This is a genomic window from Rhodococcus sp. As11, from assembly GCF_048957735.1.
Lineage (GTDB): Bacteria > Actinomycetota > Actinomycetes > Mycobacteriales > Mycobacteriaceae > Rhodococcus > Rhodococcus gordoniae.
This window is the reverse complement of record NZ_JARDJE010000002.1, coordinates 75015-99279: the sequence shown is the minus strand read 5'-3', so window position 1 is coordinate 99279 and position 24265 is coordinate 75015. Positions and strand designations below refer to the sequence as shown.

Annotated in this window: 26 protein-coding genes; 17 read left to right on the top strand and 9 right to left on the bottom strand. The window is 68.2% G+C overall.

Annotation, left to right across the window (positions count from 1 at the left end; genetic code table 11):
* The first annotated feature begins 39 nt into the window (after positions 1–39).
* Complete coding sequence (locus PV766_RS02880; RefSeq protein ID WP_006551335.1) at positions 40–276, top strand: DUF3039 domain-containing protein; 237 nt, start codon at positions 40–42, stop codon at positions 274–276.
* Here PV766_RS02880 and PV766_RS02875 read toward each other — a convergent pair.
* Complete coding sequence (locus PV766_RS02875; RefSeq protein WP_421096355.1) at positions 249–1541, bottom strand: YihY/virulence factor BrkB family protein; 1293 nt, start codon at positions 1539–1541, stop codon at positions 249–251. The genes PV766_RS02880 and PV766_RS02875 overlap by 28 nt on opposite strands.
* Positions 1542–1752: 211 nt before the next feature.
* Between PV766_RS02875 and PV766_RS02870 the strand changes: the two genes are divergently transcribed.
* On the top strand, positions 1753–3480 hold the full coding sequence (locus PV766_RS02870; protein ID WP_255162717.1) for a DEAD/DEAH box helicase: 1728 nt from the start codon (positions 1753–1755) through the stop codon (positions 3478–3480).
* A 125-nt stretch (positions 3481–3605) separates the two neighbouring features.
* On the opposite strand, the gene PV766_RS02865 is transcribed toward PV766_RS02870, so the two are convergent.
* Entirely contained in the window at positions 3606–3800 is a 195-nt protein-coding gene (locus tag PV766_RS02865) for a DUF7455 domain-containing protein (protein WP_006551338.1), read from the bottom strand.
* Between the two features lie 256 nt (positions 3801–4056).
* Between PV766_RS02865 and PV766_RS02860 the strand changes: the two genes are divergently transcribed.
* Genes PV766_RS02860 through PV766_RS02850 form a run of 3 tightly spaced genes read left to right on the top strand, consistent with a single transcriptional unit; the run spans position 4057 to position 6153 of the window.
* Positions 4057–4437, top strand: coding sequence for a DUF952 domain-containing protein (locus PV766_RS02860; protein ID WP_421096354.1), 381 nt, complete (start codon positions 4057–4059; stop codon positions 4435–4437).
* Positions 4438–4446: 9 nt separating this feature from the next.
* The gene (locus PV766_RS02855) at positions 4447–4929 is read left to right on the top strand and encodes a cation:proton antiporter regulatory subunit (protein ID WP_064065533.1); all 483 of its coding nucleotides are present in this window, start codon (positions 4447–4449) and stop codon (positions 4927–4929) included.
* Between the two features lie 9 nt (positions 4930–4938).
* Positions 4939–6153, top strand: a complete 1215-nt coding sequence (locus PV766_RS02850) for a cation:proton antiporter (protein ID WP_421096353.1) — start codon at positions 4939–4941, stop codon at positions 6151–6153.
* A 66-nt stretch (positions 6154–6219) separates the two neighbouring features.
* Here the strand turns inward: PV766_RS02850 and PV766_RS02845 are convergent, their stop codons facing one another.
* Positions 6220–7590: an RNA polymerase sigma factor gene (locus PV766_RS02845; protein WP_421096352.1), complete on the bottom strand. Its 1371-nt coding sequence runs from the start codon at positions 7588–7590 to the stop codon at positions 6220–6222.
* A gap of 134 nt (positions 7591–7724) precedes the next feature.
* Positions 7725–8510 carry a polyphosphate--glucose phosphotransferase gene (gene ppgK, locus PV766_RS02840; RefSeq protein WP_421096351.1) on the bottom strand — a complete coding sequence of 262 codons (786 nt, stop codon included), beginning with the start codon at positions 8508–8510 and terminating at the stop codon, positions 7725–7727.
* Between the two features lie 120 nt (positions 8511–8630).
* Between ppgK and PV766_RS02835 the strand changes: the two genes are divergently transcribed.
* Positions 8631–9506, top strand: a complete 876-nt coding sequence (locus PV766_RS02835; RefSeq protein ID WP_255162719.1) for an inositol monophosphatase family protein — start codon at positions 8631–8633, stop codon at positions 9504–9506.
* Between the two features lie 86 nt (positions 9507–9592).
* Here the strand turns inward: PV766_RS02835 and cei are convergent, their stop codons facing one another.
* The gene (gene cei / locus PV766_RS02830; protein ID WP_026003580.1) at positions 9593–10276 is read right to left on the bottom strand and encodes an envelope integrity protein Cei; all 684 of its coding nucleotides are present in this window, start codon (positions 10274–10276) and stop codon (positions 9593–9595) included.
* Between the two features lie 111 nt (positions 10277–10387).
* Between cei and PV766_RS02825 the strand changes: the two genes are divergently transcribed.
* Both PV766_RS02825 and PV766_RS02820 read left to right on the top strand, forming a co-directional pair.
* Positions 10388–10510, top strand: coding sequence for a hypothetical protein (locus PV766_RS02825; RefSeq protein WP_255162720.1), 123 nt, complete (start codon positions 10388–10390; stop codon positions 10508–10510).
* A gap of 127 nt (positions 10511–10637) precedes the next feature.
* On the top strand, positions 10638–10940 hold the full coding sequence (locus PV766_RS02820) for a DUF4193 domain-containing protein (RefSeq protein WP_006551346.1): 303 nt from the start codon (positions 10638–10640) through the stop codon (positions 10938–10940).
* Between the two features lie 142 nt (positions 10941–11082).
* Here the strand turns inward: PV766_RS02820 and PV766_RS02815 are convergent, their stop codons facing one another.
* Positions 11083–11517 carry a DUF3093 domain-containing protein gene (locus PV766_RS02815; RefSeq protein WP_064065491.1) on the bottom strand — a complete coding sequence of 145 codons (435 nt, stop codon included), beginning with the start codon at positions 11515–11517 and terminating at the stop codon, positions 11083–11085.
* A 126-nt stretch (positions 11518–11643) separates the two neighbouring features.
* Between PV766_RS02815 and dut the strand changes: the two genes are divergently transcribed.
* Together dut and PV766_RS02805 are read left to right on the top strand one after the other, a co-directional pair.
* The gene (dut, locus tag PV766_RS02810; protein ID WP_421096350.1) at positions 11644–12114 is read left to right on the top strand and encodes a dUTP diphosphatase; all 471 of its coding nucleotides are present in this window, start codon (positions 11644–11646) and stop codon (positions 12112–12114) included.
* A 1-nt stretch (position 12115) separates the two neighbouring features.
* Entirely contained in the window at positions 12116–12997 is an 882-nt protein-coding gene (locus PV766_RS02805) for a DUF3710 domain-containing protein (protein ID WP_421096349.1), read from the top strand.
* Positions 12998–13010: 13 nt separating this feature from the next.
* On the opposite strand, the gene PV766_RS02800 is transcribed toward PV766_RS02805, so the two are convergent.
* Positions 13011–13763, bottom strand: coding sequence for an alpha/beta hydrolase (locus PV766_RS02800; protein WP_245207996.1), 753 nt, complete (start codon positions 13761–13763; stop codon positions 13011–13013).
* Between the two features lie 205 nt (positions 13764–13968).
* On the opposite strand from PV766_RS02800, the gene PV766_RS02795 reads away from it, so the two are divergent.
* Both PV766_RS02795 and PV766_RS02790 read left to right on the top strand, forming a co-directional pair.
* Positions 13969–14343 (top strand): OB-fold nucleic acid binding domain-containing protein, encoded by a 375-nt coding sequence (locus tag PV766_RS02795; protein ID WP_016694463.1) that lies wholly within the window; start codon positions 13969–13971, stop codon positions 14341–14343.
* Between the two features lie 98 nt (positions 14344–14441).
* Complete coding sequence (locus PV766_RS02790) at positions 14442–15185, top strand: DUF3159 domain-containing protein (protein WP_421096348.1); 744 nt, start codon at positions 14442–14444, stop codon at positions 15183–15185.
* On the opposite strand, the gene PV766_RS02785 is transcribed toward PV766_RS02790, so the two are convergent.
* Positions 15182–15835, bottom strand: coding sequence for a potassium channel family protein (locus PV766_RS02785; protein ID WP_064065487.1), 654 nt, complete (start codon positions 15833–15835; stop codon positions 15182–15184). The genes PV766_RS02790 and PV766_RS02785 overlap by 4 nt on opposite strands.
* Before the next feature lie 25 nt (positions 15836–15860).
* Positions 15861–16526: a potassium channel family protein gene (locus PV766_RS02780; protein ID WP_129976916.1), complete on the bottom strand. Its 666-nt coding sequence runs from the start codon at positions 16524–16526 to the stop codon at positions 15861–15863.
* A 138-nt stretch (positions 16527–16664) separates the two neighbouring features.
* On the opposite strand from PV766_RS02780, the gene PV766_RS02775 reads away from it, so the two are divergent.
* From PV766_RS02775 to dxs, 5 genes are all read left to right on the top strand, one after another.
* The gene (locus PV766_RS02775; protein WP_064065488.1) at positions 16665–18662 is read left to right on the top strand and encodes an APC family permease; all 1998 of its coding nucleotides are present in this window, start codon (positions 16665–16667) and stop codon (positions 18660–18662) included.
* Positions 18659–19942, top strand: a complete 1284-nt coding sequence (locus PV766_RS02770; protein ID WP_421096347.1) for a class I SAM-dependent RNA methyltransferase — start codon at positions 18659–18661, stop codon at positions 19940–19942. Before PV766_RS02775 ends, PV766_RS02770 begins: the two co-directional genes overlap by 4 nt.
* Before the next feature lie 150 nt (positions 19943–20092).
* Positions 20093–20551 (top strand): MarR family winged helix-turn-helix transcriptional regulator, encoded by a 459-nt coding sequence (locus PV766_RS02765; protein WP_016935138.1) that lies wholly within the window; start codon positions 20093–20095, stop codon positions 20549–20551.
* Entirely contained in the window at positions 20548–22149 is a 1602-nt protein-coding gene (locus PV766_RS02760; RefSeq protein WP_129976658.1) for an MDR family MFS transporter, read from the top strand. The genes PV766_RS02765 and PV766_RS02760 overlap by 4 nt, the downstream gene beginning before the upstream one ends.
* A gap of 153 nt (positions 22150–22302) precedes the next feature.
* Positions 22303–24246: a 1-deoxy-D-xylulose-5-phosphate synthase gene (gene dxs, locus PV766_RS02755; RefSeq protein ID WP_129976659.1), complete on the top strand. Its 1944-nt coding sequence runs from the start codon at positions 22303–22305 to the stop codon at positions 24244–24246.
* The last annotated feature ends 19 nt before the right edge of the window (positions 24247–24265 follow it).

Sequence of the window (24265 nt, the reverse complement as noted above, 5' to 3'; positions counted from 1 at the left end):
ACATACGCATCCGGCCTCTCCGTGCGGCATCATGGACACGTGAGCACGGATATCAAGGAACGGCCGGATACCACCACCGACGAGACGACCGACGACGACACCCCCAAGTTCTTCCATTACGTGAAGAAGAACAAGATCGCCGAGAGTGCGGTAATGGGTACCCACGTGGTTGCGCTGTGCGGTGAGGTCTTTCCGGTGACCCGGTCGCCGAAGCCCGGCTCGCCGGTGTGCCCCGAATGCAAGAAAGTCTACGACGGTTTGCGCAAGGGCGACTGAGGCACCGGGTGGAACGGCTCGTCGTCCACCGTGGCGTCGGGTGATCCCGGCGAGAGCCTCTCTCCCGGCGGAAGATCGGTCTCGGCCGGGGGAACTTCGCATCCCCCGGCCTTGTCGTCGTGGGATGCCTTGTCGTCGTGGCCGGAAGGGTCGTCGTGGGATGCCGGCCCCGACTCGGCAGGTCTCCCGTCGATCGGCCACGACTCGGGTTCGCGTTCCCCGGGCCGGATCAGGTCGGACAGCCGGATCGTGGTGGTGCCCGTCAGTCGGCGGGTGAGGTTCGTCACGGGCCCACTGTCCGGCGACGGCTCGCGCGCCGCCTGCTCCGCCAGCCATACCCGCCACTGCTCCAGACGCGTGGCGCGTGCGGGCCAGAACTGCTGCACCGTGGCGTTGAACTCGGCTCCGAGGACCACCGCGAAACCCAGGAAGAACGTGAACAGCAGAAAGGCGATCGGAGCGGCGAGCGCCCCGTAGGTGTAGCCCGTAGCGGCGATCCACGTCAGATACCACCGCAGGATCACGCTGGAAGTGAGGAAGAACACGCCCGCCAGCACCGCCCCGCCGAGCAGTCGGTGCCACGGCAGCGACTTGGGCAGCGCCACCTTGTACAGGGTCGTCAGGCCGATCAGCAGCAGCAGACCCACGGCGGGGAAATAGAAGGTGTCGATGATCTGCGAACCCAGATCGAACCACGCATCGGGAAGCAGCCGGCCGATCAGCGTGGGTCCGAGCGCGACGAGCGGCAGCGTGAAGACCGCGAGGATCAGGAAGACCACGTAGAGCAGCAGACCGAAGATCCGCTGCCACACCGGATGGCGGTGGTCCTGCTGATGGTGCGCTTCGACGATCGAGTCCACGAACGTCGAGATCGCCGACGAGCCGGCCCACAGCGACAGCACGAAGCCGAGCGACATCAGGTCGGCGCGTCCGCGGCCGAGGACGTCCGCGACGGTGGGTTCGATGATCTGGTCGACCACGCTGTCGCTGAAGACCGAGCGGAGGAAGGTGACGGTCTTGGACGTGATGATCTCGACCGTGTCCGGACCGAACCAGCCGCCCACGTACCCCAGGCTGCCGAGCAGACCGAGCACCAGCGGTGGCAGCGACAGGGTCTGCCAGAAAGCCGCGGTCGCGGCCTTGCTGAAGATCGAATGGTCCCATGCCGAGGACATGGTGTGTGTGACCACCTCCCACCCTTTACCCACCGCGTGCCGTATGCGGCCGCGGGGTGCCTGTGCGTGGGGTCGTGGTGTGTCGTTCATCTACTTCCAGAATTCCTGATGACACGCTCGCGTGCGCGCTCAGGCAGGTGAGGGTGCATCGAATTCTGCCACGCAGCCCTCGTCGGACCCGCCGACGCCGCGGCTTCGGCGGGTCCGCGACGTCCGAGACGATAGGCTGCATGACGGTCGGGACCCGGACGAGTGCGGTGGGACCGGCCCGAGCGAAGCGGACAAGGAGCACGAGAAACCGGTGAGCACCGAAACCGTCGGACAAGCTACGACCTCCGCCCCTGTGGCCCAGCTGCGCGCCTGGCAGCGCCGCGCCCTCACCAAGTACCTCGCGACGAAACCGCGCGACTTCCTCGCGGTCGCCACCCCCGGCGCCGGTAAGACGACCTTCGCCCTGCGGGTGGCGTCGGAGCTGCTGCGCGACCGGACGGTCGACCAGATCACCGTCGTCGCCCCCACCGAGCACCTCAAGCACCAGTGGGCGGGCGCGGCGGCCCGGATCGGCATCGCCCTGGACTCGAACTTCACGAATTCGACCGGGCAGACGTCGAGCGACTATCAGGGCGTCGTGGTCACCTACGCGCAGATCGCCTCGCACCCGTTCAAGCACCGCGTACGCACGGAGGCGCGCCGCACCCTCGTGATCCTCGACGAGATCCACCACGGCGGCGACGCGAAGAGCTGGGGTGAGGGCATCCTCGAGGCGTTCGGCGACGCGACCCGCCGTCTGGCGCTGACCGGTACGCCCTTCCGCAGCGACGACAGCGCGATCCCGTTCGTGACCTACGAGCCGAACGGAGACGGTCTGCTGCAGTCCAAGGCGGACCATGCCTACGGCTATGCCGACGCCCTCGCAGACGGCGTCGTGCGGCCCGTCGTGTTCCTCGCGTACTCGGGTGAGGCACGCTGGCGCACGAGCGCGGGGGAGGAGTTCACGGCCCGTCTGGGTGAGCCACTCAGCGCCGAGCAGACGGCCCGGGCATGGCGGACCGCCCTCGATCCCGAGGGCGACTGGATTCCTGCGGTGCTGGGCGCGGCGAACACCCGTCTGCAGCAGCTGCGTGCCGGCGGGATGCCGGACGCCGGCGGCCTCGTGATCGCGACCGACCAGACCACGGCCCGGGCCTACGCGAGGATCCTCGAGGCGGTGACCGGCGAGATGCCCACCGTCGTGCTCTCGGACGACCCCACGGCGTCCGAGCGGATCTCACAGTTCAGCGAGGGCAACCAGCGGTGGATGGTCGCCGTGCGCATGGTGTCCGAAGGCGTCGACGTTCCGCGACTCGCGGTCGGCGTGTACGCGACCAGCGCCTCGACCCCGTTGTTCTTCGCGCAGGCTATCGGCCGCTTCGTGCGGTCGCGGCGCACGGGGGAGACCGCCAGCGTCTTCCTGCCGTCCGTGCCGGTGCTGCTCGAACTCGCCAGCCAGCTCGAGGCGCAACGCGACCACGTGCTCGGCAAGCCGCACCGGGTCAAGGAAGGCTTCGACGACGAGCTGCTCGCCGACGCGAACCGGCGTAAGGACGAGCCCGGCGAGGACGAGAAGGCCTTCCATTCGCTCGGTGCGGACGCCGAACTCGACCAGGTCATCTACGACGGATCCTCGTTCGGCACCGCCACATTCGCCGGTTCCGACGAGGAAGCCGATTATCTGGGGCTTCCGGGTCTGCTGGACGCCGACCAGATGCGGGCGCTGCTGCGTCAGCGTCAGGAACAGCAGCTGAACAAGCCGAAGGCCGAGCCTGCGCCCACCCCGCCGCCCCAGGTCACCGAGCGCGTCGAGACCGCAGACACCCTGGCGCAGCTGCGCCGCGAACTCAATTCCCTCGTCGCGGTCGTGCACCATCGGACCAGGAAGCCACACGGGGTGATCCACGGTGAGTTGCGTCGCCAGTGCGGTGGTCCGCCGACGGCGATGGCGACCGCCGAGCAGCTGCGCGACCGCATCGCCATCCTGCGGAGCTGGTGAGCCCCACACCGAGCCCCCGGCGACGAGAACGGGCGACCACCTCGAGGTGGTCGCCCGTTCATTCGGTCGGGTCTCGGAACCGACGGTTCGTTCGTGTGACAGAACGTCGGTTCCGGACGGCGGATTCACACGGTGGCGTCGGACTCGCTCACGATCGTCGCTCCGAGTTCACGGAGACGGTCGGTGTGCTCGTTGGCGTGGTGCCCGCAGAACAACAGTTCTCCGCCGGTGGGAAGGACGGCGCGGACACGAGCGGCAGCATTGCACCGATCGCAGCGATCTGCAGCGGTCAACTTCGGGCTGGTCAACGTACCGGGCATGACTCCTCCAAACTGGCCACCGCTCATATCGGGTGCCGGGGTCTGGTCCGCCGCACCGGCCGGCGCGGTGGATCTACTCTGACAGACGATTTGTGTTCACGTGTTGTTCCCTTGGGTGCCCAATCGTGGCGCGTTTCACGCATCGAGCAGCGAAAACGCTGCGACATGCCGGTTTTCCGTGCAGGTGTTCGCTCACAGCGCAGAGGGCGGGACGCTGCGGACGCCTCGGATCGGCTTTCCGACGCACAATGACGACATGACCGAGACCCTCCTGCACATCATCTCCCGGGACGACTGGGACCGCGCCGGACCTCTCGGGGCCGTCGTTCCGGCATCTCTCGCCTCCCAGGGTTTCGTCCACCTGTCCACGCCGCAGCAGGTGCATCTTCCCGCCGACCGGCTGTACTCCGGACGCGAGGATCTGGTGCTGCTGCACGTCGACCCGACACGGCTCGACGACCCTCTCCGTTTCGAACCCGGCGTGCCGGAGGACCCCGAGTCGATGCGGTTCCCGCACCTGTACGGGCCGTTGCCCGTGGACGCCGTGGTGGAGGTCGCGCCGTTCCTCCCCGGACCGGACGGCCGATTCGCGCCCCTCGGGGCCGGGGGAGCGGACGCCGTCGGTCCGGAGGACTAGTCTTTCGGCATGATCGTCGACGTGACTCCGCTCCCCGGGATCGGTGTACGCAAGGACTTCGAACTGGCGTCCGGACGCCGCATCGGGGTGATCACCCATCGGGACGGTCACAGCGACCTCATCATCTCGAAGGCCGGCGACCCCGATGCGTGTGCCGCCTCCCTCCCCCTCACCGTCGAGGAGGCGGCGACGCTCAGCAACCTGCTCGGTGCCCCCCAGCTCGTCGCCCAGTTGAGTGAGGACCACCGGGACATGCCCGGAATCGTCACCCGCCAGCTCCACGTCCACGAGGATTCCCGGTTCGACGGAGCGGCGCTGGGCGATACCGCGCTGCGCACCCGCACCGGCGTGTCGGTCGTGGCCGTGATGCGTGCGGGCCAGGTCATGCCTTCTCCGGCACCGGACTTCGTCCTCACGGGCGGGGACATCCTGGTGGCGGTCGGTACGGCGGACGGCCTCGACGCTGCCGCCAGGATCCTGCGCAACGGCTGATCCGGCGGTATGGACACTACGACACTCGCACTCATCGAACTGGGTGCGGTGTTCTTCGGGCTCGGTGTCCTCGGGCGGCTGGCGGCGCGGATCGGCATGTCGCCGATCCCGTTCTATCTGGTCGGCGGCCTGTGCTTCGGCAACGGTGGACTCATCCAGCTCGGCGACATCGGCGCGTTCAGTCATATCGCCAGCGAGATCGGCGTGGTACTGCTGTTGTTGCTGCTCGGGCTCGAGTACACCGCGAACGAGCTGATCAGCGGATTGCGACGCTCCCGGATGGCGGGTCTGCTCGATCTCGCCCTGAACGCGGCACCCGGGGCCGCGGTCGCGTTGATCCTGGGTCTCGGCCCTGTCGGCGCACTTGCGCTCGCAGGCGTGACCTACATCTCCTCGTCGGGGATCGTAGCGAAGGTCCTCGCCGATCTCGGGCGCCTCGGCAACCGTGAGACGCCGGTGGTCCTGTCGATTCTCGTCTTCGAAGACCTCACGATGGCCGTGTACCTCCCGATCCTCACCGCGATCCTCGGAGGCGTGAGTCTGCTCGGCGGCCTCGAAGCCGTCGCGATCTCGCTCGGTCTCGTCACCCTGGTGCTGGTGCTGGTGGTGCGATACGGACGCTACATCTCGGTCGTGCTCGACAGTCCCGACAGGGAAACACTGTTGCTCAAGCTGCTCGGCGCGGCGCTGCTGGTGGCGGGCATCGCGTCCGCCCTCCAGGTGTCTGCGGCCGTCGGCGCCTTCCTGCTGGGTATCGCCATCTCCGGTTCCACGGCACACAACGCGGTACGTGTCCTCGAACCGCTCCGTGATCTGTTCGCCGCCATCTTCTTCGTCTTCTTCGGACTGAACACCGACCCGACGGAGATACCGCCGGTGCTCGGCTGGGCGATCCTGCTGGCCGTGCTGACCACGCTGACGAAGCTCGCCACCGGATGGATCGCGGCGGCGCAACACCACATCGCCGTGATGGGCCGGGCCCGCGCCGGTGCGGCACTCATCGCTCGGGGCGAGTTCTCCATCGTGATCGCCGGACTGGCTGTCGCCTCGGGGCACGTCGACAGTCGTCTCGCGGCGATCGCCTCCGCATACGTGATGATCACCGCGGTCCTCGGTCCGGTCGCCGCACGAGTCGTCGAACCCGTGATGCGGTTCGCCTCCGCACGACTCCCGGGACGCGACGGCCGGCAGCGTCTTCCCGGGGACGAACCGGAGCTTCTCTAGCAGCGGTGGTCCGGAACGGCGAACGAGGGCCACCCGATCGGGTGGCCCTCGTTGCTGTGACGGATGTCAGTCGAGATAGTCGCGCAGCACCTGCGACCGCGAGGGGTGGCGCAGCTTCGACATGGTCTTCGACTCGATCTGGCGGATGCGCTCGCGCGTCACGCCGTAGACCTGACCGATCTCGTCGAGGGTGCGCGGCTGGCCGTCGGTGAGACCGAAGCGCAGACGCACGACGCCCGCTTCGCGCTCGGACAGGGTCTCGAGCACCGATTGCAGCTGATCCTGCAGCAGTGTGAAGGACACCGCGTCGACGGCGACGACCGCCTCCGAGTCCTCGATGAAGTCGCCGAGCTGGCTGTCGCCCTCGTCGCCGATCGTCTGGTCGAGGGAGATGGGCTCACGCGCGTACTGCTGGATCTCCAGCACCTTCTCCGGCGTGATGTCCATTTCCTTGGCAAGCTCTTCGGGTGTGGGCTCGCGGCCCAGGTCCTGGAGCAACTCGCGCTGGATACGGCCGAGCTTGTTGATGACCTCGACCATGTGCACAGGGATACGGATGGTGCGGGCCTGGTCGGCCATGGCGCGGGTGATGGCCTGACGGATCCACCACGTCGCGTAGGTGGAGAACTTGTAACCCTTGGTGTAGTCGAACTTCTCGACCGCACGGATCAGACCGAGGTTGCCTTCCTGGATGAGGTCCAGGAACGCCATGCCACGGCCGGTGTAACGCTTCGCCAGCGACACGACGAGGCGGAGGTTCGCCTCGAGCAGGTGGTTCTTGGCGCGGTTGCCGTCGCGGCAGATCCAGTTCAGGTCGCGGCGCTGGGCGACGGGCAGCTTCTCGCCCTTCTCCGCCAGCTGCTGCAGCATGTGGGTCGCGTAGAGGCCGGCCTCGATGCGCTTGGCCAGTTCGACCTCTTCCTCGGCGTTGAGGAGGGCGACCTTGCCGATCTGCTTGAGGTAGGCGCGCACGGAGTCGGCCGACGCGGTGAGCTCGGCATCCTTGCGTGCCTGGCGCAGCGCTTCGGACTCCTCTTCGTCCCAGACGAAGTCGCCCGAGGCCTTGTCCTTCTCGCTGGGCTCGTCGTCGTCGACCACGACATCCTCGGCGCCGGCGAGATCACCCTCCGAGACCTCGAGGTCGGCGAGATCTGCTTCCTCGGCGCCGTCGAAGTCCTCTTCACCCGCAGCCTTGGTGGTCTTCTTGGCGGCTGCCTTCTTCGCGGTGGTCTTCTTGGCGGCTGCCTTCTTCGCGGGAGCCTTCTTGGCGGCTGCCTTCTTCGCGGGAGCCTTCTTGGCGGCTGCCTTCTTCGCCGGCGGTGTCGCACCGGGTGCGGTGCCCTCCGGGGAGTCCGCAGCGCCTGCGACGCTGGAAGCGTCCGCAACGGGTGCCGATTCGTTGGCGGAATCAGCGGTGTGGATGTCGGTGGCTGCCACGTACGCCCTTTCGTGACGAGGTAGTGCGGCGTCGCGCCAGAGGTGTTCCGGCGGAGAGGTCTGTCGGGATGAGGGCCGGTTCCGGCCTGCTGGGGACCATTGTAACGATCCTCCGGGCGGTCGATGCGCCGGACTCAGGGAGTGACACCTGTTTTCGCAGCATGAGCAGCCCCGACGATTCCCGCCGCGTTGCGCAGTTCGGCAGGGACCACCGGCGTGCGGTTGGTCAGGAGCGGGATCCACTTCTCGTGCTTGCGGCTGATCCCACCACCGGCGATGAACAGATCGGGCCAGAGCAGATCCTCGAAACGTGTGAGGACGCGGGAGACCTCCTTGGCCCACTGCTTGTACGACAGGTCGCCGCGTTCCTTGACGGAGGAGGCGGCGCGGTGCTCGGCCTCCTTGCCGTCGACCTCCATGTGCCCGAACTCGGTGTTGGGCAGCAGGACACCGTTGTGCAGGACGGCCGAGCCGATCCCGGTTCCGAAGGTCAGGAGGATCACCACACCGTCGGTGTCCTTGGCGGCACCGAAGCGGTCCTCCGCGATGCCGGCGGCATCCGCGTCGTTGAGCACCGAGACGTCCCGGCCGTCGAGCGCGTGGGAGAAGAGAGAACGGGCGTCGGTGCCGATCCACGACTTGTCGATGTTGGCGGCGGTCCGGGCGACACCTCCGGTGACCACGCTCGGCAGGGTCACGCCGACGGGACCGGACCAGCCCGCCTGCTCGACGATCTGTGCCACCGTCTTCGCCACGGCCTCCGGGGTGGACGGTTGCGGAGTGAGGAGCTTGATCCGGTCGCCGACCAGGCGGCCGGTATCGAGGTCCACCACGGCACCCTTGACGCCACTTCCCCCGATGTCGACACCGAATCCGTGGTTGCCCGGATTCGATCGGTCCGTGGGGACGTCCTGTGCCATCGTGTACTTCCTCTCGCTGGGTGGGGCCGGCTGCTCCGCTCGTGTGGCAACGATAATGCCCGGTGCCGCCCGGTGCGGCGCTCGGTGGCGAAACCTTCGGCGCTGTGTTCGGATCGGTTCGTGCATGTACAGAGAACGCTCTCCGAATCCGAGTCGTCCGCGTTGAGGGACGTCGCCGTGACCGTCGCGCGTGAGGCCGCAGCCTATGTTCGTGTACGCAGAGCCGAGCTGTTCGGCCCTCCGGGATCGGGGGAGGCCGCCCGTGTCGGGACGAAGTCGACGGCGACCGATCCCGTCACCGCCGCCGACACCGAAAGCGAGGAGCTCATCCGGCGCAGACTCGCCGAACTGCGGCCCGAGGACGCCTTCCTGGGAGAGGAGACCAGTGGCGACGGTGCGAGGGCGACGACCGCGAGCGGGGTGGTGTGGGTGGTCGATCCCATCGACGGCACCGTGAACTTCGTGTACGGACTCCCGGCGTCGGCGGTCTCGGTGGCCGCGCAGGTCGACGGACGTTCGGTGGCCGGAGCTGTCGTCGACATCGCCTCCGGGGAGACGTTCTTCGCGGCGGAGGGTCTCGGGGCGTATCTGGATACGGGTGGCACACGGGTCCGGTTGCGCTGCAATCCGGTGACCGATCCGCGGATGGCGCTCGTGGCGACGGGCTTCTCGTATTCCCCGCAACGGCGTGCGCGTCAGGGGGAGTTGGTGGCGGCACTATTGCCCAGGGTGCGCGACATCCGGCGTGTCGGAGCGGCTGCGCTCGACCTGTGTATGGTCGCGGCGGGGCGGGTCGATGCCCACTACGAACATGGGCTCGGCCCGTGGGACTGGGCGGCGGGGGCTCTGGTCGCCGCGGAAGCCGGTGCGGTGGTGCGTGTCCCGACAGGCACCGGGGACGACGGCGAACTCACCGTGGCGGTCGCGCCGGGACTCGCCGCCGATTTCGAAACTCTCCTCACCGAAATCGGAGCGTTCCACGCAATTCCGAATTGACCGTTTTGTCACATCGGAAATTGTCGTCGGTCACGTTTTACTGCGACGGTGACGAAAAACAGCATGCACGGTCTCTGAAAATAGTTTCAGCATCGCGCAGTGCGGGCGGCCGTGAGCAGATCGAGATCGAGGGGAGCCGTCTGTTCGCCCGCCGGAACCTCGCGCAGCGCCCGCAGAACCTCCTCCGCATCAGCCCCGGGAGAGACCTCGCGGAAGTAGGTGCCGAGCGCGAGGTCCACCGTGTCGTCCTCACGTGTGTCCTGCACCAACTCGGCGCACGGAGCGAGCAACCACACCGATGACGCAGCTGCGCGACCGGCTTCACCGAACCGGATCTGCCCCTGGCACTGCAGGTTCTGGTCGACATAGACCGGATCGTTGCCGGCCTGTACGTCGGGCGGACTCGAGAAACCGTAATCGCTCAGTTGCGCGGCCACATGCGTCGCCTGACCGCGTTCTCCGTTGGCGTTGAACACGCGCACCCGGGTTGCCGCCAGGGGAGCGGGTTCGACCTCGAGCAGCGTCGACCGGTCCACGACCTCGCCGAGCGGAGCGGGTTGCGGGCCTTCGGGATCGGCCGCCTCGGTCGGGGGAGCGTTGCACGCCACGGTGGTCGTGACGGGTTCCGACGAACTGATCGCCGAGGTCCACACGACGATGGTGGCTGCGGCGAGGACGGCGCCGGCCACGGCAGCCGGGACCACCCGGCGCCGGCGGAACGGGCGGCCGCGGCGATCGGTTGCGCTTCCTTCGGTGATCAGGGAAACCACGCGGCCCTGCCTCTCGTCTTCTGCCGGGATCGTCGCACTCACTGTAGAGGGCGGGGACTGCGTGGGCGGAACCGCCGACCCGAGGAAATGTCACGAGTCGTTGTGTTGTTGATGACGATTGCCGGACAATTTCCCGCGTTTTCGCGCATCGATTGCATATTCGTGCGCAAGGTCGGCTATTGTTCGGCGGCCGAACCGTCCAAGAACGAACGGTTCGGCGTGGAAACAGAGTGAATTCGGGTATGTCACCCCGGTGACATACCCGTCGGGAACTCCAACGGACGGTCGTGCGTTGCCTTGGCCGGGAGCACCGTCCGTGTCCCGGCCGGCTACCGGTACGAGTACTAGAAGGTAAGAGGAAATGGCGACTGACTACGACGCACCCCGGCGGACCGACAGCGACGATGTGTCGGAGGATTCACTCGAGGAATTGAAGGCCCGGCGTAACGAGGCCCAGTCCGCAGTGGTGGACGTCGACGAATCGGACACCGCCGAGTCCTTCGAGCTGCCCGGGGCGGACCTGTCCGGAGAAGAACTGTCGGTGCGGGTCGTTCCGAAGCAGGCCGACGAGTTCACCTGTTCGAGCTGTTTCCTGGTGCACCACCGGAGCAGACTCGCGAGCGAGGAGAACGGAGTCATGATCTGCCGGGATTGCGCGGCGTGAGGACATAGGTGTGCGATACGAGACCGGGTGACGACGGTGCGCCGTGGTCACCCGCGTCTCTCTCGCACATGCCCCGGCGCTGTGGCGGCTCCCGCTGCACTCTGCGTCCGGGCTCTCTTTCTGTGCCCCGGCTTTCGTGCCTCTACCGGCGACCCGACTCGTCGCACCCCAGTGCCGCGAGCAGTTCGGCCGGCCGCCGCGTGCTGACCAGCCAGTACGGCGTCGGATCCTCCGGGTCGTCGAGCACCACGAGCGCCATGGTCCGCACCCAGGGGCGGTGCTGGACGAACGCCGCCGGATCGAGCTGGCGTCCCATCGCGGCGCTCTTGGCCGACGGCGGAACCACCACCCCCCGCGAGATCACATCGAGGGGTAGATGTGCGCGACCGACGACGAGCTCGCCGCCCACCACCTCGACCCTGCTGCGTGAGAGCCAGGTGAGGACCCAGATCGGCATGGGAAGCAGAAGGACGTAGGGCAGCCACGCATACATTCCGGGCGCGCCCATGTGCAGTTCCGCCGCGAGCAGAGCGGCCACACCGAGCCCGATCGGCCACCACCACCACGGCACCCACATCCGCTCGGAGAAGGTCGGGGCGTCGGCCGTCGGAGGTGTTGTCGCTGAGGTGCGCGAGGATCGGGACACACCGTAAGGATAGTCGCCTCGGTGGAGCAGCCCGGCACGCGAGTAGTCTCGATCCACGTGACCGATCTTCCCCCGATACCGCTGCGCCGGCTCGATCCGGAGCTCCCCGTGCCCACTCGCGCCCACCCCGGTGACGCCGGCGTGGACTTGTGCACCTCGGCCGACGTGACCCTCGGTCCGGGGGAGCGAGCGCTCGTCGGTACCGGTATCGCCGTGGCACTGCCCGTGGGAACGGTCGGATTGATCCACCCGCGTTCCGGCCTCGCCGCCAAGTTCGGCCTGTCCGTCGTCAACACACCCGGCACGGTCGACGCGGGCTACCGTGGGGAGATCAAGGTGTGCCTGATCAACCACGACACCGAGCGCGCCGTCGAACTCCGCCGAGGCGACCGCATCGCGCAGTTGCTCGTCCAGCGCGTCGAACTCGTCGACTTCGTCGAAGTGGACGAACTCGACGACACGGCGCGGGGCAGCGGCGGATACGGATCGAGCGGCGGGCACGGCGGCCTCGTGAAGGAGGGTTCCTGACATGTTCGGACGACGCCGCAAGGACCGCGGGTCGAGCGTCGAGACGAGCGACGCCGCTGCACCCGGCGACGACCTCGGTGCCTACGACGAGCCTTCCGACGAATACGCCACCGGCAGTACGGCCGATTCCGGCCCGTACGACATCGACGAGGTCGACGAGGAGACGGTGGCCGCCTCCCGTCTGGATCTCGGATCCGTGCTCGTACCGCTGCCGGCCGGCGGCCAGATCCAGGTCGAGATGGCACCGAACGGGACGCCTCAGAACGTCCACCTGGTGACCCAGTTCGGGCGCATCACCGTCTCCGCGTACGCCGCGCCGAAGTCGCCGGGACAGTGGCGCGAGGTCGCTGCCGAACTCGCGGAGACCCTGCGCAACGACAATGCGGAGGTCAGCATCGAGTCGGGCCCGTGGGGTCGTGAACTTCACGGCAGGGCCGCGAACGCCGATCTGCGGTTCATCGGTGTCGACGGTTTCCGCTGGATGATCCGCTGTGTCGTGGCGGCGCCCGCCGGGAATGCGGGAGCCGACTCCGAACTCGTCGGGATCGCACGCTCGGTGATCTCCGGAACGGTCGTCCGGCGAGGAGCCGACCCCCATCCGGTCCGTACGCCGCTGCCGATCGTGCTCCCCGAGGCGCTCACCCGTCAGCTCGTCGCAGCGCAACAACAACAGCAGCAGCAGGCGGCGCAGCCGCAGGTCGCGCCCCGGCAGGGATCTGCTCCGGCACAACCCGCTCCGCGGACGACCTCGCCGACGCAGCCCACCCGGCAGACCCCGCCTCCCCAGCAGACTCCGCCTCCCCAGCAGACCCCGCCCACTCAGCAGACCCCTCCGCCGCGCCGGGGCGAATCCGGTTCGGCGATGCAGCAACTCGGCTTCTAGGTCGATATCCCGATCATCGATTCGGGACGGGGACGATCCTGTCGAGCGCGGTGAGGCACAGTCTCCCGAGCACGGAGGGATCGTCCCCGATCTGCTCGAGCGTCACCGTCGCGAGTTGCGCGCGAGGGATCTCCCGCGCCCATCGGCGCCCCACCTCCAGCGGATGGACCGCATCGTCCACCGCGGCGGCGATGCCGACCGGCGTACCCACGGCCCGGAGTTCGTCGACGTCGAGCGCTCGGTAGCACGCGGCTTCGTCCAGCGCGGACGGGAGGTCGGGCCATTGGGCGCTCCACGAGCGGGTCAGTTCCCGCGCGAGCCAGGACGGACTCGAGGCGGTCATCGTCGCGGTGACCGCCTCGAGTCCGTGAGCGCGTAGCTCGGACGCCGTCCACCGCGCGCTCCCAGCGGCAGGGGACTCCAGTGGATCGCCGGTCCACGCCGGTAGGGCGGCGAGGATGCCGACGGCCCGGTCGGGATTGTCGAACGCCCATCTCAACGCAACAGCCGCACCGATCGACACACCACCGACGAGGAGCGGCCCGTTCTCGGCGGCATCGTCGAGCGCCGCGACGTAGCTCGCCACCACACCGCGAGGGTCCGGGTCGACGGCGATCGGCGTGATGCCGCGGCGCCGGAGTTCGGGGCCGAACGCCTTCTCGGCGAAGCATGCGTCCGAACCCGTGCCGGGAAGCACGACCGCGGTGCGGGTGACCGGCCGGGACGGGCCGGTGTCCGGGGAGGCCGGGGATTCGCTGCGGGACATGCGGACGATCCTGCACCATCGGTCCCCGGCAACGACGCTCACCTGCGCACACGGTCGTGCCGACAGTGCCTGCACAGCAGGTCGACGGTGCCTGCACGACGGTGTGCACCGTGCAACTTGTATCCGGCCAGAATGCGTCTACAGTGGCGATCGAAGAAGAGTCCGGTGGCACGCGATCCGTGCCCCTTCCGTACAGGAGCGTGTTATGGCTTCCCCGGCCGGCTACCTGCGTCGGCTCACACGGCGGCTCACCGAGGACATCGAAGAACTCGATGCCGAGGAGATGGCCGAATCGTCGCACTCCACGGGCGCCCTACCCGTCGTCGAATGCGCCCGTGGTCAGGAAGTGACCATGTACGGACGCCTCCGCAGTGTCGAGTCGTGTTCGCGTGCCGCTGCTGCCGTCGTCGAGGCGGAGTTCTTCGACGGGACCGATTCGATCCAGCTCGTATGGATCGGCCGTCGGCGCATCCCCGGGATCGAACCCGGGCGTACGTTGACGGTCCGCGGTCGCGTGGGAGAACGCGACGGACGCAAGGTGATCTACAACCCGTACTACGAGCTGCGCGAACCGGCCTGACCGGCGCGCCGGGGACTGCCGGCCCCTGCGTACGCGGAGTGGTTCCCCGTCGATACGCGGGGTCGTACCGCTGTGCCCGATGTGGCACCCTCGTAGGAGTGAGCGACACCAACCAGCAGACGATGCTCGAACAACTCGGCGGGATCAGCGGGTTGATCTATTCGACGCTGCCGGTGCTGGTGTTCGTGCCGGTCAACAGCGTGTGGGGGCTCACGGCGGCCATCTGGACCGCGTTGGGTGTGGCACTGGCGGTGCTCGTGTGGCGCCTGATCCAGCGCACGCCGATCCAGCCCGCGATCTCCGGCTTCTTCGGAGTCGCCTTGTGCGCCTTCATCGCTCATCGCACCGGCGACGCGAAGGGATACTTCCTCTTCGGGATCTACGCGAGCCTGGTCTACGGGGGCGCCTTCCTGTTGTCCGTGCTCGTCCGTAGGCCGCTGGTCGGCGTGATCTGGGGGATGCTCAACGGCCAGGGCTCGCAGTGGCGGTCACATCCCACCGCGGTGCGCGCCTACGACGTCGCCACCCTCGCATGGACCCTGGTCTTCCTCGGTCGCTATCTCGTGCAGAACCAGCTCTACGACCAGGACCGCACCGGGTGGCTCGCGGTCGCACGGATCGGAATGGGCTGGCCGCTGACCGCGCTGGCGCTGCTGGTCACCCTCTGGGCGGTCCGGCGCGCGGACCGGGTCGTCGAACCCCCGCCGGCCGAGACCATCGAGGACGCTTCGGCCGGGGGGTCCCACGAGGGGTCGGGTTCCCACGACGAGCCGGGCCCCGAGGACCGGCACGGACTCGACGGCCGGCACCGTCTCCGCGACCGGCACGGTTCGCGCGACTAGCGGTTCACCGCCTGCCGGAGATCGTCCTCGACGTCCTCCGCCGTGACGAACAGCAGTTCGTCCCCGCCTTCGAGCGGATCGTCCGGCTGCGGGACGATCACGCGTCCGCCGCGCAGGATCGCCACGAGCGCCGTGTCGCGGGGCAGTTCCAGTTTCCGAACCGGCTTCCCGGCCAGGGCGGTGGTGTCCCGCAGGGTGACCTCCACCAGGTTCGCGCCTTTGCGGAGCGTCATCAACCGCACCAGATCGCCGACCGTGACGGCCTCCTCGACCAGCGCGGCGAGCATGCGCGGCGTGGACACCGCGACGTCGACACCCCACGATTCGTCGAACAGCCACTCGTTGCGCGGATCGTTGACGCGGGCCACCACCCGCGGGACACCGAACTCGGTGGTCGCGAGCAGGCTGAGGACCAGGTTGGCCTTGTCGTCGCCCGTTGCCGCGATCACCACGTCGTACCGTTCGAGTCCGGTGGATTCGAGCGAGCTGAGTTCGCAGGCGTCGGCGTGGACCCAGGTCGCCTCCGGAACGGCGTCCGGTTCGACATGCTCGAGCTTGCGTTCGATGAGCATCACCTCGTGGGCGTTGCGCAGCAGTTCACGCGCTATCGAGCGTCCCACCGCGCCGGCACCGGCGATCGCCACCTTCATGTGAGCTTCCTCTCGGGTGGGTGGGTCAGTTCTCGTCGACCGGCGGGTTCTCGGCGTGGGTGATCGCCTCCGAGACGGAACCCGACACGGCCGCGATGTAGACGGAGTCGTCGGCCTGCAGCACTGTCCTGCGGTCGGGCAGCAGCCCGGTGCCGAACCGGATCAGGAACGCCACGCGCGATCCCGTGGCCTCCTCGAGGTCGGTGACGCGTCGTCCGACCCATCCCTCGTGCAGGTTCACCTCGGCGATGGCGACGGATCCGGTGGGATCGCGCCAGCGGGCGGTCTCGCTGTCGTGCGTCAGCGCGTGGAGCAAGCGATCGGTGGTCCACGGCACGGTCGCCACCGTGGGGATGCCCAGCCGCTCGTACGCCGCGGCCCGCTTGGCGTCGTAGATCCTCGCGACGACACGTTCGACACCGAAGGTCTCGCGGGCCACCCGTGTCGAGATGATGTTCGAATTGTCGCCGGAGGAGACCGCCGCGAAGGCATCGGCGCGTTCGATACCGGCGGAGATCAGCACGTGCCGGTCGAAGCCCATACCGAGCACCGTGTGTCCGGGGAAGTCGTCGCCCAGTCGCCCGAACGCACTCTCGTCGCGGTCGATGACCGCGACCTCGTGACCGAGCCGGACGAGAGCGGTGGCCACCGCCGAGCCGACCCGACCACACCCCATCACCACCACGTACACCGTGGACTCCGTTCCGGTCGATCCTTCCGAGACGGACCGCATCGGACCGCCGAACCGAACGGTACCGCGTGACGATCCCCGAGCAGTCGTGACCCGGCCGAGGGGTACTTCCGGACCCGAACCGCATAGGCTTTGCGCGTGTCCAAGCTTTCCACCGCGGCGAAGCGGCTCGTGCTGGGTCGGCCGTTCCGCAGCGACACTCTCGGGCACGAGTTGCTGCCCAAACGCACCGCGCTGCCGGTGTTCGCCTCCGATGCCCTCTCGTCGGTCGCCTACGCGCCCGAGGAGATCTTCCTCGTCCTCTCCGTTGCGGGACTGTCGGCCTACGCGTTCTCTCCGTGGATCGGTCTCGCGGTCGCCTTCGTGCTCGTGATCGTGATCGCCGGTTACCGCCAGACGGTGCGCGCCTACCCATCGGGCGGCGGCGACTACGAGGTGGCCACGAAGAATCTCGGCCCCACGGCCGGACTGACCGTGGGCAGCGCGCTGCTCGTCGACTACGTGCTGACGGTCGCGGTGTCGCTGTCGTCCGCGGCGGCGACGGTCGGATCGGCGGTCCCGTTCGTGGCCCGGCACAAGGTTCTCTTCGTCATCCTCGCGATCGTGTTGCTGACCGCGGTGAACCTGCGCGGTCTCCGGCGGGCCGGACGCGCCTTCGCCGTTCTCACCTATACCTTCGTGGGCTGCATGCTGGTGATGCTCGGGGCCGGCCTGTTCCGGATCTTCGTCCTGGGCGACGAGCTGCGCGCCGAGTCGGCCGATCTCGAACTCGTCGCCGAGCAGACCGACCTGACGGCGCTCGCATTCGTCCTCCTGGTCGCGCGCGCATTCTCGTCGGGGTGCGCCGCGCTGACGGGCGTCGAGGCGATCAGCACGGGTGTGCCGTCCTTCCGGAAGCCGAAGGCACGCAACGCCGCGACGACGTTGCTGGTGCTCGGAGCCATCGCCGTCACGCTGTTCCTCGGGGTGGTCTTCCTCGCCCGACGACTCGGGGTCGTGGTGGCCGAGCACCCCGAGACCCAACTGCGGGGTGCGCCCGAGGGCTACGAGCAGAAGACGCTGCTCGCCCAGCTGGCCCATACCGTCTTCGACGGGATACCGGCTGCGTTCGTCCTGATCACGATCGTCACCGCCGTGATCCTCGTGCTCGCCGCCAACACCGCGTTCAACGGATTCCCCGTGCTCGGCTCGGTTCTCGCGCAGAACCGCTACCTGCCGCGCCAGTTCCACACGCGTGGTGACCGCCTCGCGTTCAGCAACGGCATCCTCTTCCTTGCCGGTATCGCCGTCGTCTTCGTGTGGGTCTTCGAAGCCGAGGTCACCCGGCTCATCCAGCTGTACATCGTGGGGGTGTTCGTCGCGTTCAGCCTGGGACAGGCCGGCATGGTGCGTCACTGGACCCGGGAGCTGCGCACCGAGTCGGATCCCGCCGCCCGGGGTCGCATGACGCGGTCGCGGTTGATCAACGGGGTCGGGTGCGTGTCCACCACGCTGGTGCTGCTGGTCGTGCTGACCGGCAAGTTCGCGGCCGGGGCATGGATCGCGGTGGTGACCATGGTGGTCGCGTTCGTGCTGATGAAGGCGATCCGGCGTCACTACGACACGGTCGCCGCGGAACTCGAGAGCGTGGACTGGGACGGAGTGCTGCCCAGCCGCACGCATTCCATCGTGCTGGTCTCGACCTTGCACATGCCCACCATGCGTGCGCTCGCCTATGCGCGGGCGACCCGCCCGGACACGCTCGAGGCGATCACCGTCAACGTCGACGACGAGAGCACCCGGCGTCTCGTCGTCGAATGGGAGAAGAGCGATCTGACGGTTCCGCTGAAGGTCGTCGAGTCGCCCTACCGGGAGATCACGCGGCCCGTCCTCGACTACGTGCGGCGGGTTCGGCGCGATTCTCCCCGGGACGTGGTGACCGTGTTCATCCCCGAGTACGTGGTGGGCCACTGGTGGGAGCAGCTTCTCCACAACCAGAGTGCGTTGAGGCTCAAGAGCAGGCTCCTCTTCCAGCCGGGGGTGATGGTGACGAGTGTGCCGTGGCAGCTGCGCTCGTCCGCGGAGGCGGGCGCGATGGGGCGGGCCGTCCCGGACGGACAGGAACGACAGTTCGACAACGAGGAGGAACCCCGGTGAATCGTCAGGCACACCCGCGTACGGATTGGTCCGGCCGGCGGATCGAGGTGATCCTCGGGAATCCCGCCCACGGCGGTGCGTGTGTCGCGCGGTTCGAGGGTCGGGTCGTCTTCGTGCGGCACGGACTGCCGGGGGAGCGGGTCTTCGCTCGCGTCACCGAGGATCGGGGCGGGTCGTTCTGTTTCGCCGACGTGGAGGACGTACTCGAGGCGTCCGAGGATCGCGTCGAGCGGGTCTGTCCGATCTCCGGTCCGGGGGGAGCGGGCTGTTGCGATCTGTCGCACATGACCGTCGCGGCGCAACGTCGTTTCACGGGCGCCGTGGTGGTCGAACAGCTGCGCCGGCTGGGCGGTGTGGACCGCGAGGTGACGGTCGAGGAGGTGCCGGGCGGTGCCTCGAACGGGACCTTGTGGCGAACCCGGGTGCGGCTCGCGGTGGACGTGGTCGGGAATCCGGGATACCGGCGCTATCGCAGCAACGAGGTCGTGCCCGAGCTGGCCTGTCCGCAGATCGATCCGCACGCCTATGTCGGTCTCGCCGACCGGGTGTGGCAACCGGGAGCCGAGTTGCAGGTGGTGCTCGACGCGGACGGTGGTCGGCACGTGGTGGAGATCGCGCCGCCCGCCGTCGCGGGTGGTGCGCGGCGGCAGGGTCGGCGCGGCGCGGCGTCGCGGCGGGCGGCGGCGAACGCACCCCGTCCGGAGAAGGTGATCGAGGGTTCGGGTCGTGTGCTCGAGCGGGTCGGTGAGCGAGAGTGGCGGCTGGTGCCGACCGGCTTCTGGCAGGCCCACCGCGGTGCCGCGACCACCTATTCGACGGTGGTGGGTGAATGGGCGCAGGCCTCCGTGGGTGCGACGGCGTGGGATCTCTACGGCGGGGTGGGGGTGTTCGCCGCGGTGCTCGCCGAGCAGGTGGGTCCGTCCGGGCATGTGGTGTCGGTCGAGTCGTCGAAGACCGCCGTCGACGACGGGACCGAGGCGCTCGCCGATCTCGGGCAGGTGTCCTTCCGTCACGGTCGGGTGGAGCGGATGATCCCCGAGCTACCGGCACCCGAGGTGGTCGTGCTCGATCCACCGCGGGCGGGAGCCGGCAGGGACGTGGTGGCGGCCGTGGCCGAGGCGGGTCCGCGCCGGATCGTCCACGTGGGGTGCGATCCCGCCTCGTTCGGCCGTGATGTGGGGCTGTATCGCGATCACGGGTTCGAGTTGGCGGACGTCCGGGCCTTCGCGGCGTTCCCGTCTACTCATCATGTGGAGTGCATCGGTCTGTTCACCCGTTGAGCGTGTTTCCCGTCACCCTCCCGGAGATGTGGTGTGACGGGAAACACGTCGGAGTGGTGGTGTGATGTCGGTAAGAGATTGCTTGTAGTATGCAACTAATCTGTACAGTTGCATGACGTAATCAACTGATCCACCCGACGGAGGTTCGCTGTGTCGGACAAGGCCCAAACCCACGAACTCGCCGACGCCATCTTCCTCTTCGGTCGCACGCTGCGCGGTGCACTCGTCCACCACGACACCGACGTGCTTCCCTCCGCACTCGTCGCGGTGCTGTTCGTGCTCGCACGGATGGGGGAGTGCCGTCCCAGCGAGCTCGCCGTCGAAATGTGCGTCAGCCAGTCGTCGTTGAGCAGACAGATCGCCGAACTCGTCGAGCGTGGCCTCGTGGATCGACATCCCGATCCCGACGACCGCCGCGCTCACCGGGTGAGTTGTTCGGTCGCGGGAATCGAGATCCTCGAACTCGTGAAGAAACGCCGGACCGAACGTCTCTCCGCAGAACTCGCGGACTGGCACGAGGACGAGATCGCGGGCGCCATCACGACGCTCGAGCGCCTCACCTCATCCCTGGCGCCGCTCGTTATCGATACACGAAGGACCAATCCATGACCACAGTCTCCGGATCGGGAGCGCACCCGGCTGCTCCCGCAGCCGAGGAGCAGATGACGCACCGCGAGATCCTCGTCGTGCTGTCGGGCCTCCTTGCCGCTCTCTTCACCGCGCTGCTGAGCAGCACCATCGTCTCGACCGCCCTGCCGACGATCATCGCCGACCTGAACGGCACCCAGACCCAGTACGCCTGGGTCATCACCACGGCGCTGCTCGCCAACGCCGCGTCGACCCCCATCTGGGGCAAGTTCGCCGACCTGTTCAACAAGAAACTGCTCGTCCAGCTCGGGATCCTGGTCTTCGTCGTCGGATCGGTGCTGGCCGGCCTCGCACACAACGTGCCGGTCCTGCTCGCCGCCCGCGTGATCCAGGGCATCGGCATGGGCGGTCTGACGGCTCTGGTCGTCGCGATCATCGGCAGCATCATCCCGCCCCGTGAACGCGGTCGGTACTCCGGCTACATGGGCGCCGTCATGGCCGTCGCCATGTCGGGCGGTCCCGTGCTCGGTGGCGTCATCGTCGACCTCCTCGGCTGGCGCTGGTGCTTCTACGTCTGTGTGCCGATCGCCATGGTCGCGCTGGTCCTGCTGCAGCGCACGCTGCACGTCACGACCGTCCGCAAGGAGAACGTGAGCATCGACTGGTTCGGTGCCACGCTCATCACCGCCGCCGTGAGCGTCCTGCTCATCTGGGTCTCCTTCGCCGGAAAGGCCGGCTACTACGAGTGGTTCTCGGTCGAGTCCGCCCTGTACGTCGGAGCCGGCCTCGTCCTGCTCGCCGCGACGCTCATCGTCGAGTCGAAGGTCGCCGATCCGATCATCCCGCTCAAGATCGTCACCGAACGCACCACCGCCCTCGCCATCATCGCGTCCGTGGCAGTCGGTATCGGCCTGTTCGGTGCCACCACCTTCCTCGGCCAGTACTTCCAGACCTCGCGTGCCTACAGCCCGACGGTCGCCGGTCTGCTCACCATCCCGATGGTTGCCGGCACGCTCGTCTCGTCGATGCTCTCGGGTCAGCTCATCACGCGCTTCGGCAAGTGGAAGGGATTCCTCATCGGCGGTGCGCTCCTGCAGATGGTCGGTTTCGGCCTGCTCGGCACGGTCGATCACCTCACGTCGCTGACGCTGATCAGCGTGTACATCGCGATCGTGGGTCTGGGCACGGGCATGCTGATGCAGAACCTCGTCCTCGCCGTGCAGAACACCGTCAGCGTTCGCAACATCGGCGCCGCGAGTAGCTCCGTGGCCTTCTTCCGCACCTTCGGTGGCGCGATCGGTGTGTCGGTGCTCGGTTCGATCCTCGCCTCCCGTGTCGCGACGCTCTCCGCCGACGGCCTCGCGAAGCTCGGTGTGGACACCTCCGGTGGCGGTTCCGGCGGAAGTCTCGACTTCTCCCGGCTGCCTGCGCCGGTGGCGGAGGTCATCCGCGCTGCCTACGGCGATGCGACGGCGACTCTCTTCCTCGTGGCGGCGGCGTTCGCAGTCGTTACTCTGGTAGCAGTGGTGCTGATCCCGAACCGGGCGTTGCGCACCACCATCGATCTCGTGGAGGAGAAGTCGCCGGCCGATCGCGCCGACATCTCCCCGCAAGGGTGACCTCGATCACGACCGGGCGATCCGCCCACCGGTGACCAGCAGATCACGCGGAACCGAGGCGGTGGCGGGAGACGCTCCGTTCCCGTGCTCCGTAGACTGAGGGAATCACTCGCGCGACGAGCGCGAGGCACGAGCCGGAGGGAGCTGTTCCAGTTGGGTGTTCTGTCCCGCATCCAGTCGCCCGACGATCTACGTCGACTCTCCCCTGTGGAGCTCACCGAGCTCGCAGGGGAGATCCGGGAATTCCTGGTCGAGAAGGTCGCGGCGACCGGCGGTCACCTCGGGCCCAATCTCGGCGTCGTGGAGCTGACCATCGCTCTGCACCGGGTGTTCGATTCGCCGCGCGACCCGATCCTCTTCGACACCGGTCACCAGGCCTACGTACACAAGATTCTCACCGGTCGTCGCGACGCGTTCGACAGCCTCCGGCAGAAGGGCGGGTTGTCCGGCTACCCGTGCCGCGCGGAGAGCGAACACGACTGGATCGAGTCGTCGCACGCGTCGGCTGCGCTGTCCTATGCCGACGGGCTCGCCAAGGCCTATTCGCTGTCCGGGCAGTCCGATCGGACCGTCGTCGCGGTCGTGGGCGACGGTGCGCTGACCGGCGGCATGTGCTGGGAAGCGCTCAACAACATCGCCGCCGGGCAGGACCGCTCGATGGTGATCGTGGTCAACGACAACGGCCGGTCCTACGCACCCACCATCGGCGGTCTCGCCGACCATCTCGCGGCGCTGCGCCTCAAGCCGGGCTACGAGAAGGTGCTCGACAACAGCAGGCGCATCGTCAAGCGAATTCCGTGGATCGGCTCGGCGGCCTACTCCGTGCTGCACGGCATGAAGTCCGGCGTGAAGGACGCGGTCAGCCCGCAGGTGCTCTTCACCGACCTGGGGATCAAGTACCTCGGTCCGGTCGACGGGCACGACGAGCAGGCGATGGAATCCGCCTTGCGTCGCGCGAAGGCGTACGGCGGTCCGGTCCTCGTCCACGCCGTGACCCGCAAGGGCGCCGGGTACGCGCCCGCCGAGAATCACCTCGCCGATCAGATGCACGCCACGGGCGTCATGGATCCGCGCACGGGCCGCGCGAAGGCGGCTTCCGCACCCGACTGGACGTCGGTCTTCTCCGACGAGCTCATCGCGCTGGGGGAGCAGCGAGAGGATGTCGTGGCGATCACCGCCGCGATGCCCGGACCGACCGGCCTCGCCAAGTTCGGCGAACGGTTCCCCGAACGTACTTTCGACGTGGGCATCGCCGAACAGCACGCGCTGACGTCGGCGGCGGGTCTGGCGCTCGGCGGGATGCACCCCGTCGTCGCGGTGTACTCGACCTTCTTGAACCGGGCCTTCGACCAGTTGCTCATGGATGTCGCGCTGCTCCGGCAGCCGGTCACCGTGGTCCTCGACCGCGCGGGCGTGACGGGCTCGGACGGTGCCAGCCACAACGGCATGTGGGATCTGTCCCTGCTGGGCATCGTGCCGGGTATCCGGGTCGCCGCTCCGCGCGACGGGGCGACGCTGCGCGAGGAACTGGGCGAGGCGCTCGGCGTCTCGGACGGACCGACCGTCCTCCGATTCCCCAAAGGTTCGGTGGGAGAAGACATTCCCGCGGTCGAACGGATCGACGGCACGGTCGACGTGCTGCGGATGCCGCCGGCGCGGCGCGGCGACGCACTGATCGTCGCGGTCGGAGCGTTCGCGGGTCTCGCGCTCGACGTCGCCGATCGTCTCTCCCGGCAGGGGATCGATGCCGCGGTCGTCGATCCCCGGTGGGTGTTTCCCGTGCCCGACGCGGTGGTCGACCTCGCGCGCGGTTTCCGGATCGTCGTCACGGTCGAGGACAGCGGTCTGCACGGTGGTGTCGGCTCGGCGGTCTCCGCTGCCCTGCGCCGCAACGATGTCGACGTTCCCACGCGCGATGTCGGGGTGCCGCAGAGGTTCCTCGATCACGCCTCCCGCAACGAGATCCACGCCGAACTCGGTCTGACGGCCCAGGACGTGGCACGCCAGGTCACCGGCTGGGTCGCCGGCCTCGACAGCGAACCCGAGGAGCGGTCGCGCCCCTCGGCGGTCGAACAGTCCGACCGCGAAGCGGGCTGAGCCGGCCGACACGAGGGCA

Bases quoted from the DNA above. Each gene is read 5' to 3' on its own strand.
- PV766_RS02875 (WP_421096355.1), bottom strand. From the start codon at position 1,541: ATGAACGACACACCACGACCCCACGCACAGGCACCCCGCGGCCGCATA.
- PV766_RS02865 (WP_006551338.1), bottom strand. From the start codon at position 3,800: ATGCCCGGTACGTTGACCAGCCCGAAGTTGACCGCTGCAGATCGCTGC.
- PV766_RS02860 (WP_421096354.1), top strand. From the start codon at position 4,057: ATGACCGAGACCCTCCTGCACATCATCTCCCGGGACGACTGGGACCGC.
- PV766_RS02855 (WP_064065533.1), top strand. From the start codon at position 4,447: ATGATCGTCGACGTGACTCCGCTCCCCGGGATCGGTGTACGCAAGGAC.
- PV766_RS02850 (WP_421096353.1), top strand. From the start codon at position 4,939: ATGGACACTACGACACTCGCACTCATCGAACTGGGTGCGGTGTTCTTC.
- ppgK (WP_421096351.1), bottom strand. From the start codon at position 8,510: ATGGCACAGGACGTCCCCACGGACCGATCGAATCCGGGCAACCACGGA.
- PV766_RS02825 (WP_255162720.1), top strand. From the start codon at position 10,388: ATGACGATTGCCGGACAATTTCCCGCGTTTTCGCGCATCGATTGCATA.
- PV766_RS02820 (WP_006551346.1), top strand. From the start codon at position 10,638: ATGGCGACTGACTACGACGCACCCCGGCGGACCGACAGCGACGATGTG.
- PV766_RS02815 (WP_064065491.1), bottom strand. From the start codon at position 11,517: ATGTGGGTGCCGTGGTGGTGGTGGCCGATCGGGCTCGGTGTGGCCGCT.
- PV766_RS02805 (WP_421096349.1), top strand. From the start codon at position 12,116: ATGTTCGGACGACGCCGCAAGGACCGCGGGTCGAGCGTCGAGACGAGC.
- PV766_RS02800 (WP_245207996.1), bottom strand. From the start codon at position 13,763: ATGTCCCGCAGCGAATCCCCGGCCTCCCCGGACACCGGCCCGTCCCGG.
- PV766_RS02795 (WP_016694463.1), top strand. From the start codon at position 13,969: ATGGCTTCCCCGGCCGGCTACCTGCGTCGGCTCACACGGCGGCTCACC.
- PV766_RS02785 (WP_064065487.1), bottom strand. From the start codon at position 15,835: ATGAAGGTGGCGATCGCCGGTGCCGGCGCGGTGGGACGCTCGATAGCG.
- PV766_RS02760 (WP_129976658.1), top strand. From the start codon at position 20,548: ATGACCACAGTCTCCGGATCGGGAGCGCACCCGGCTGCTCCCGCAGCC.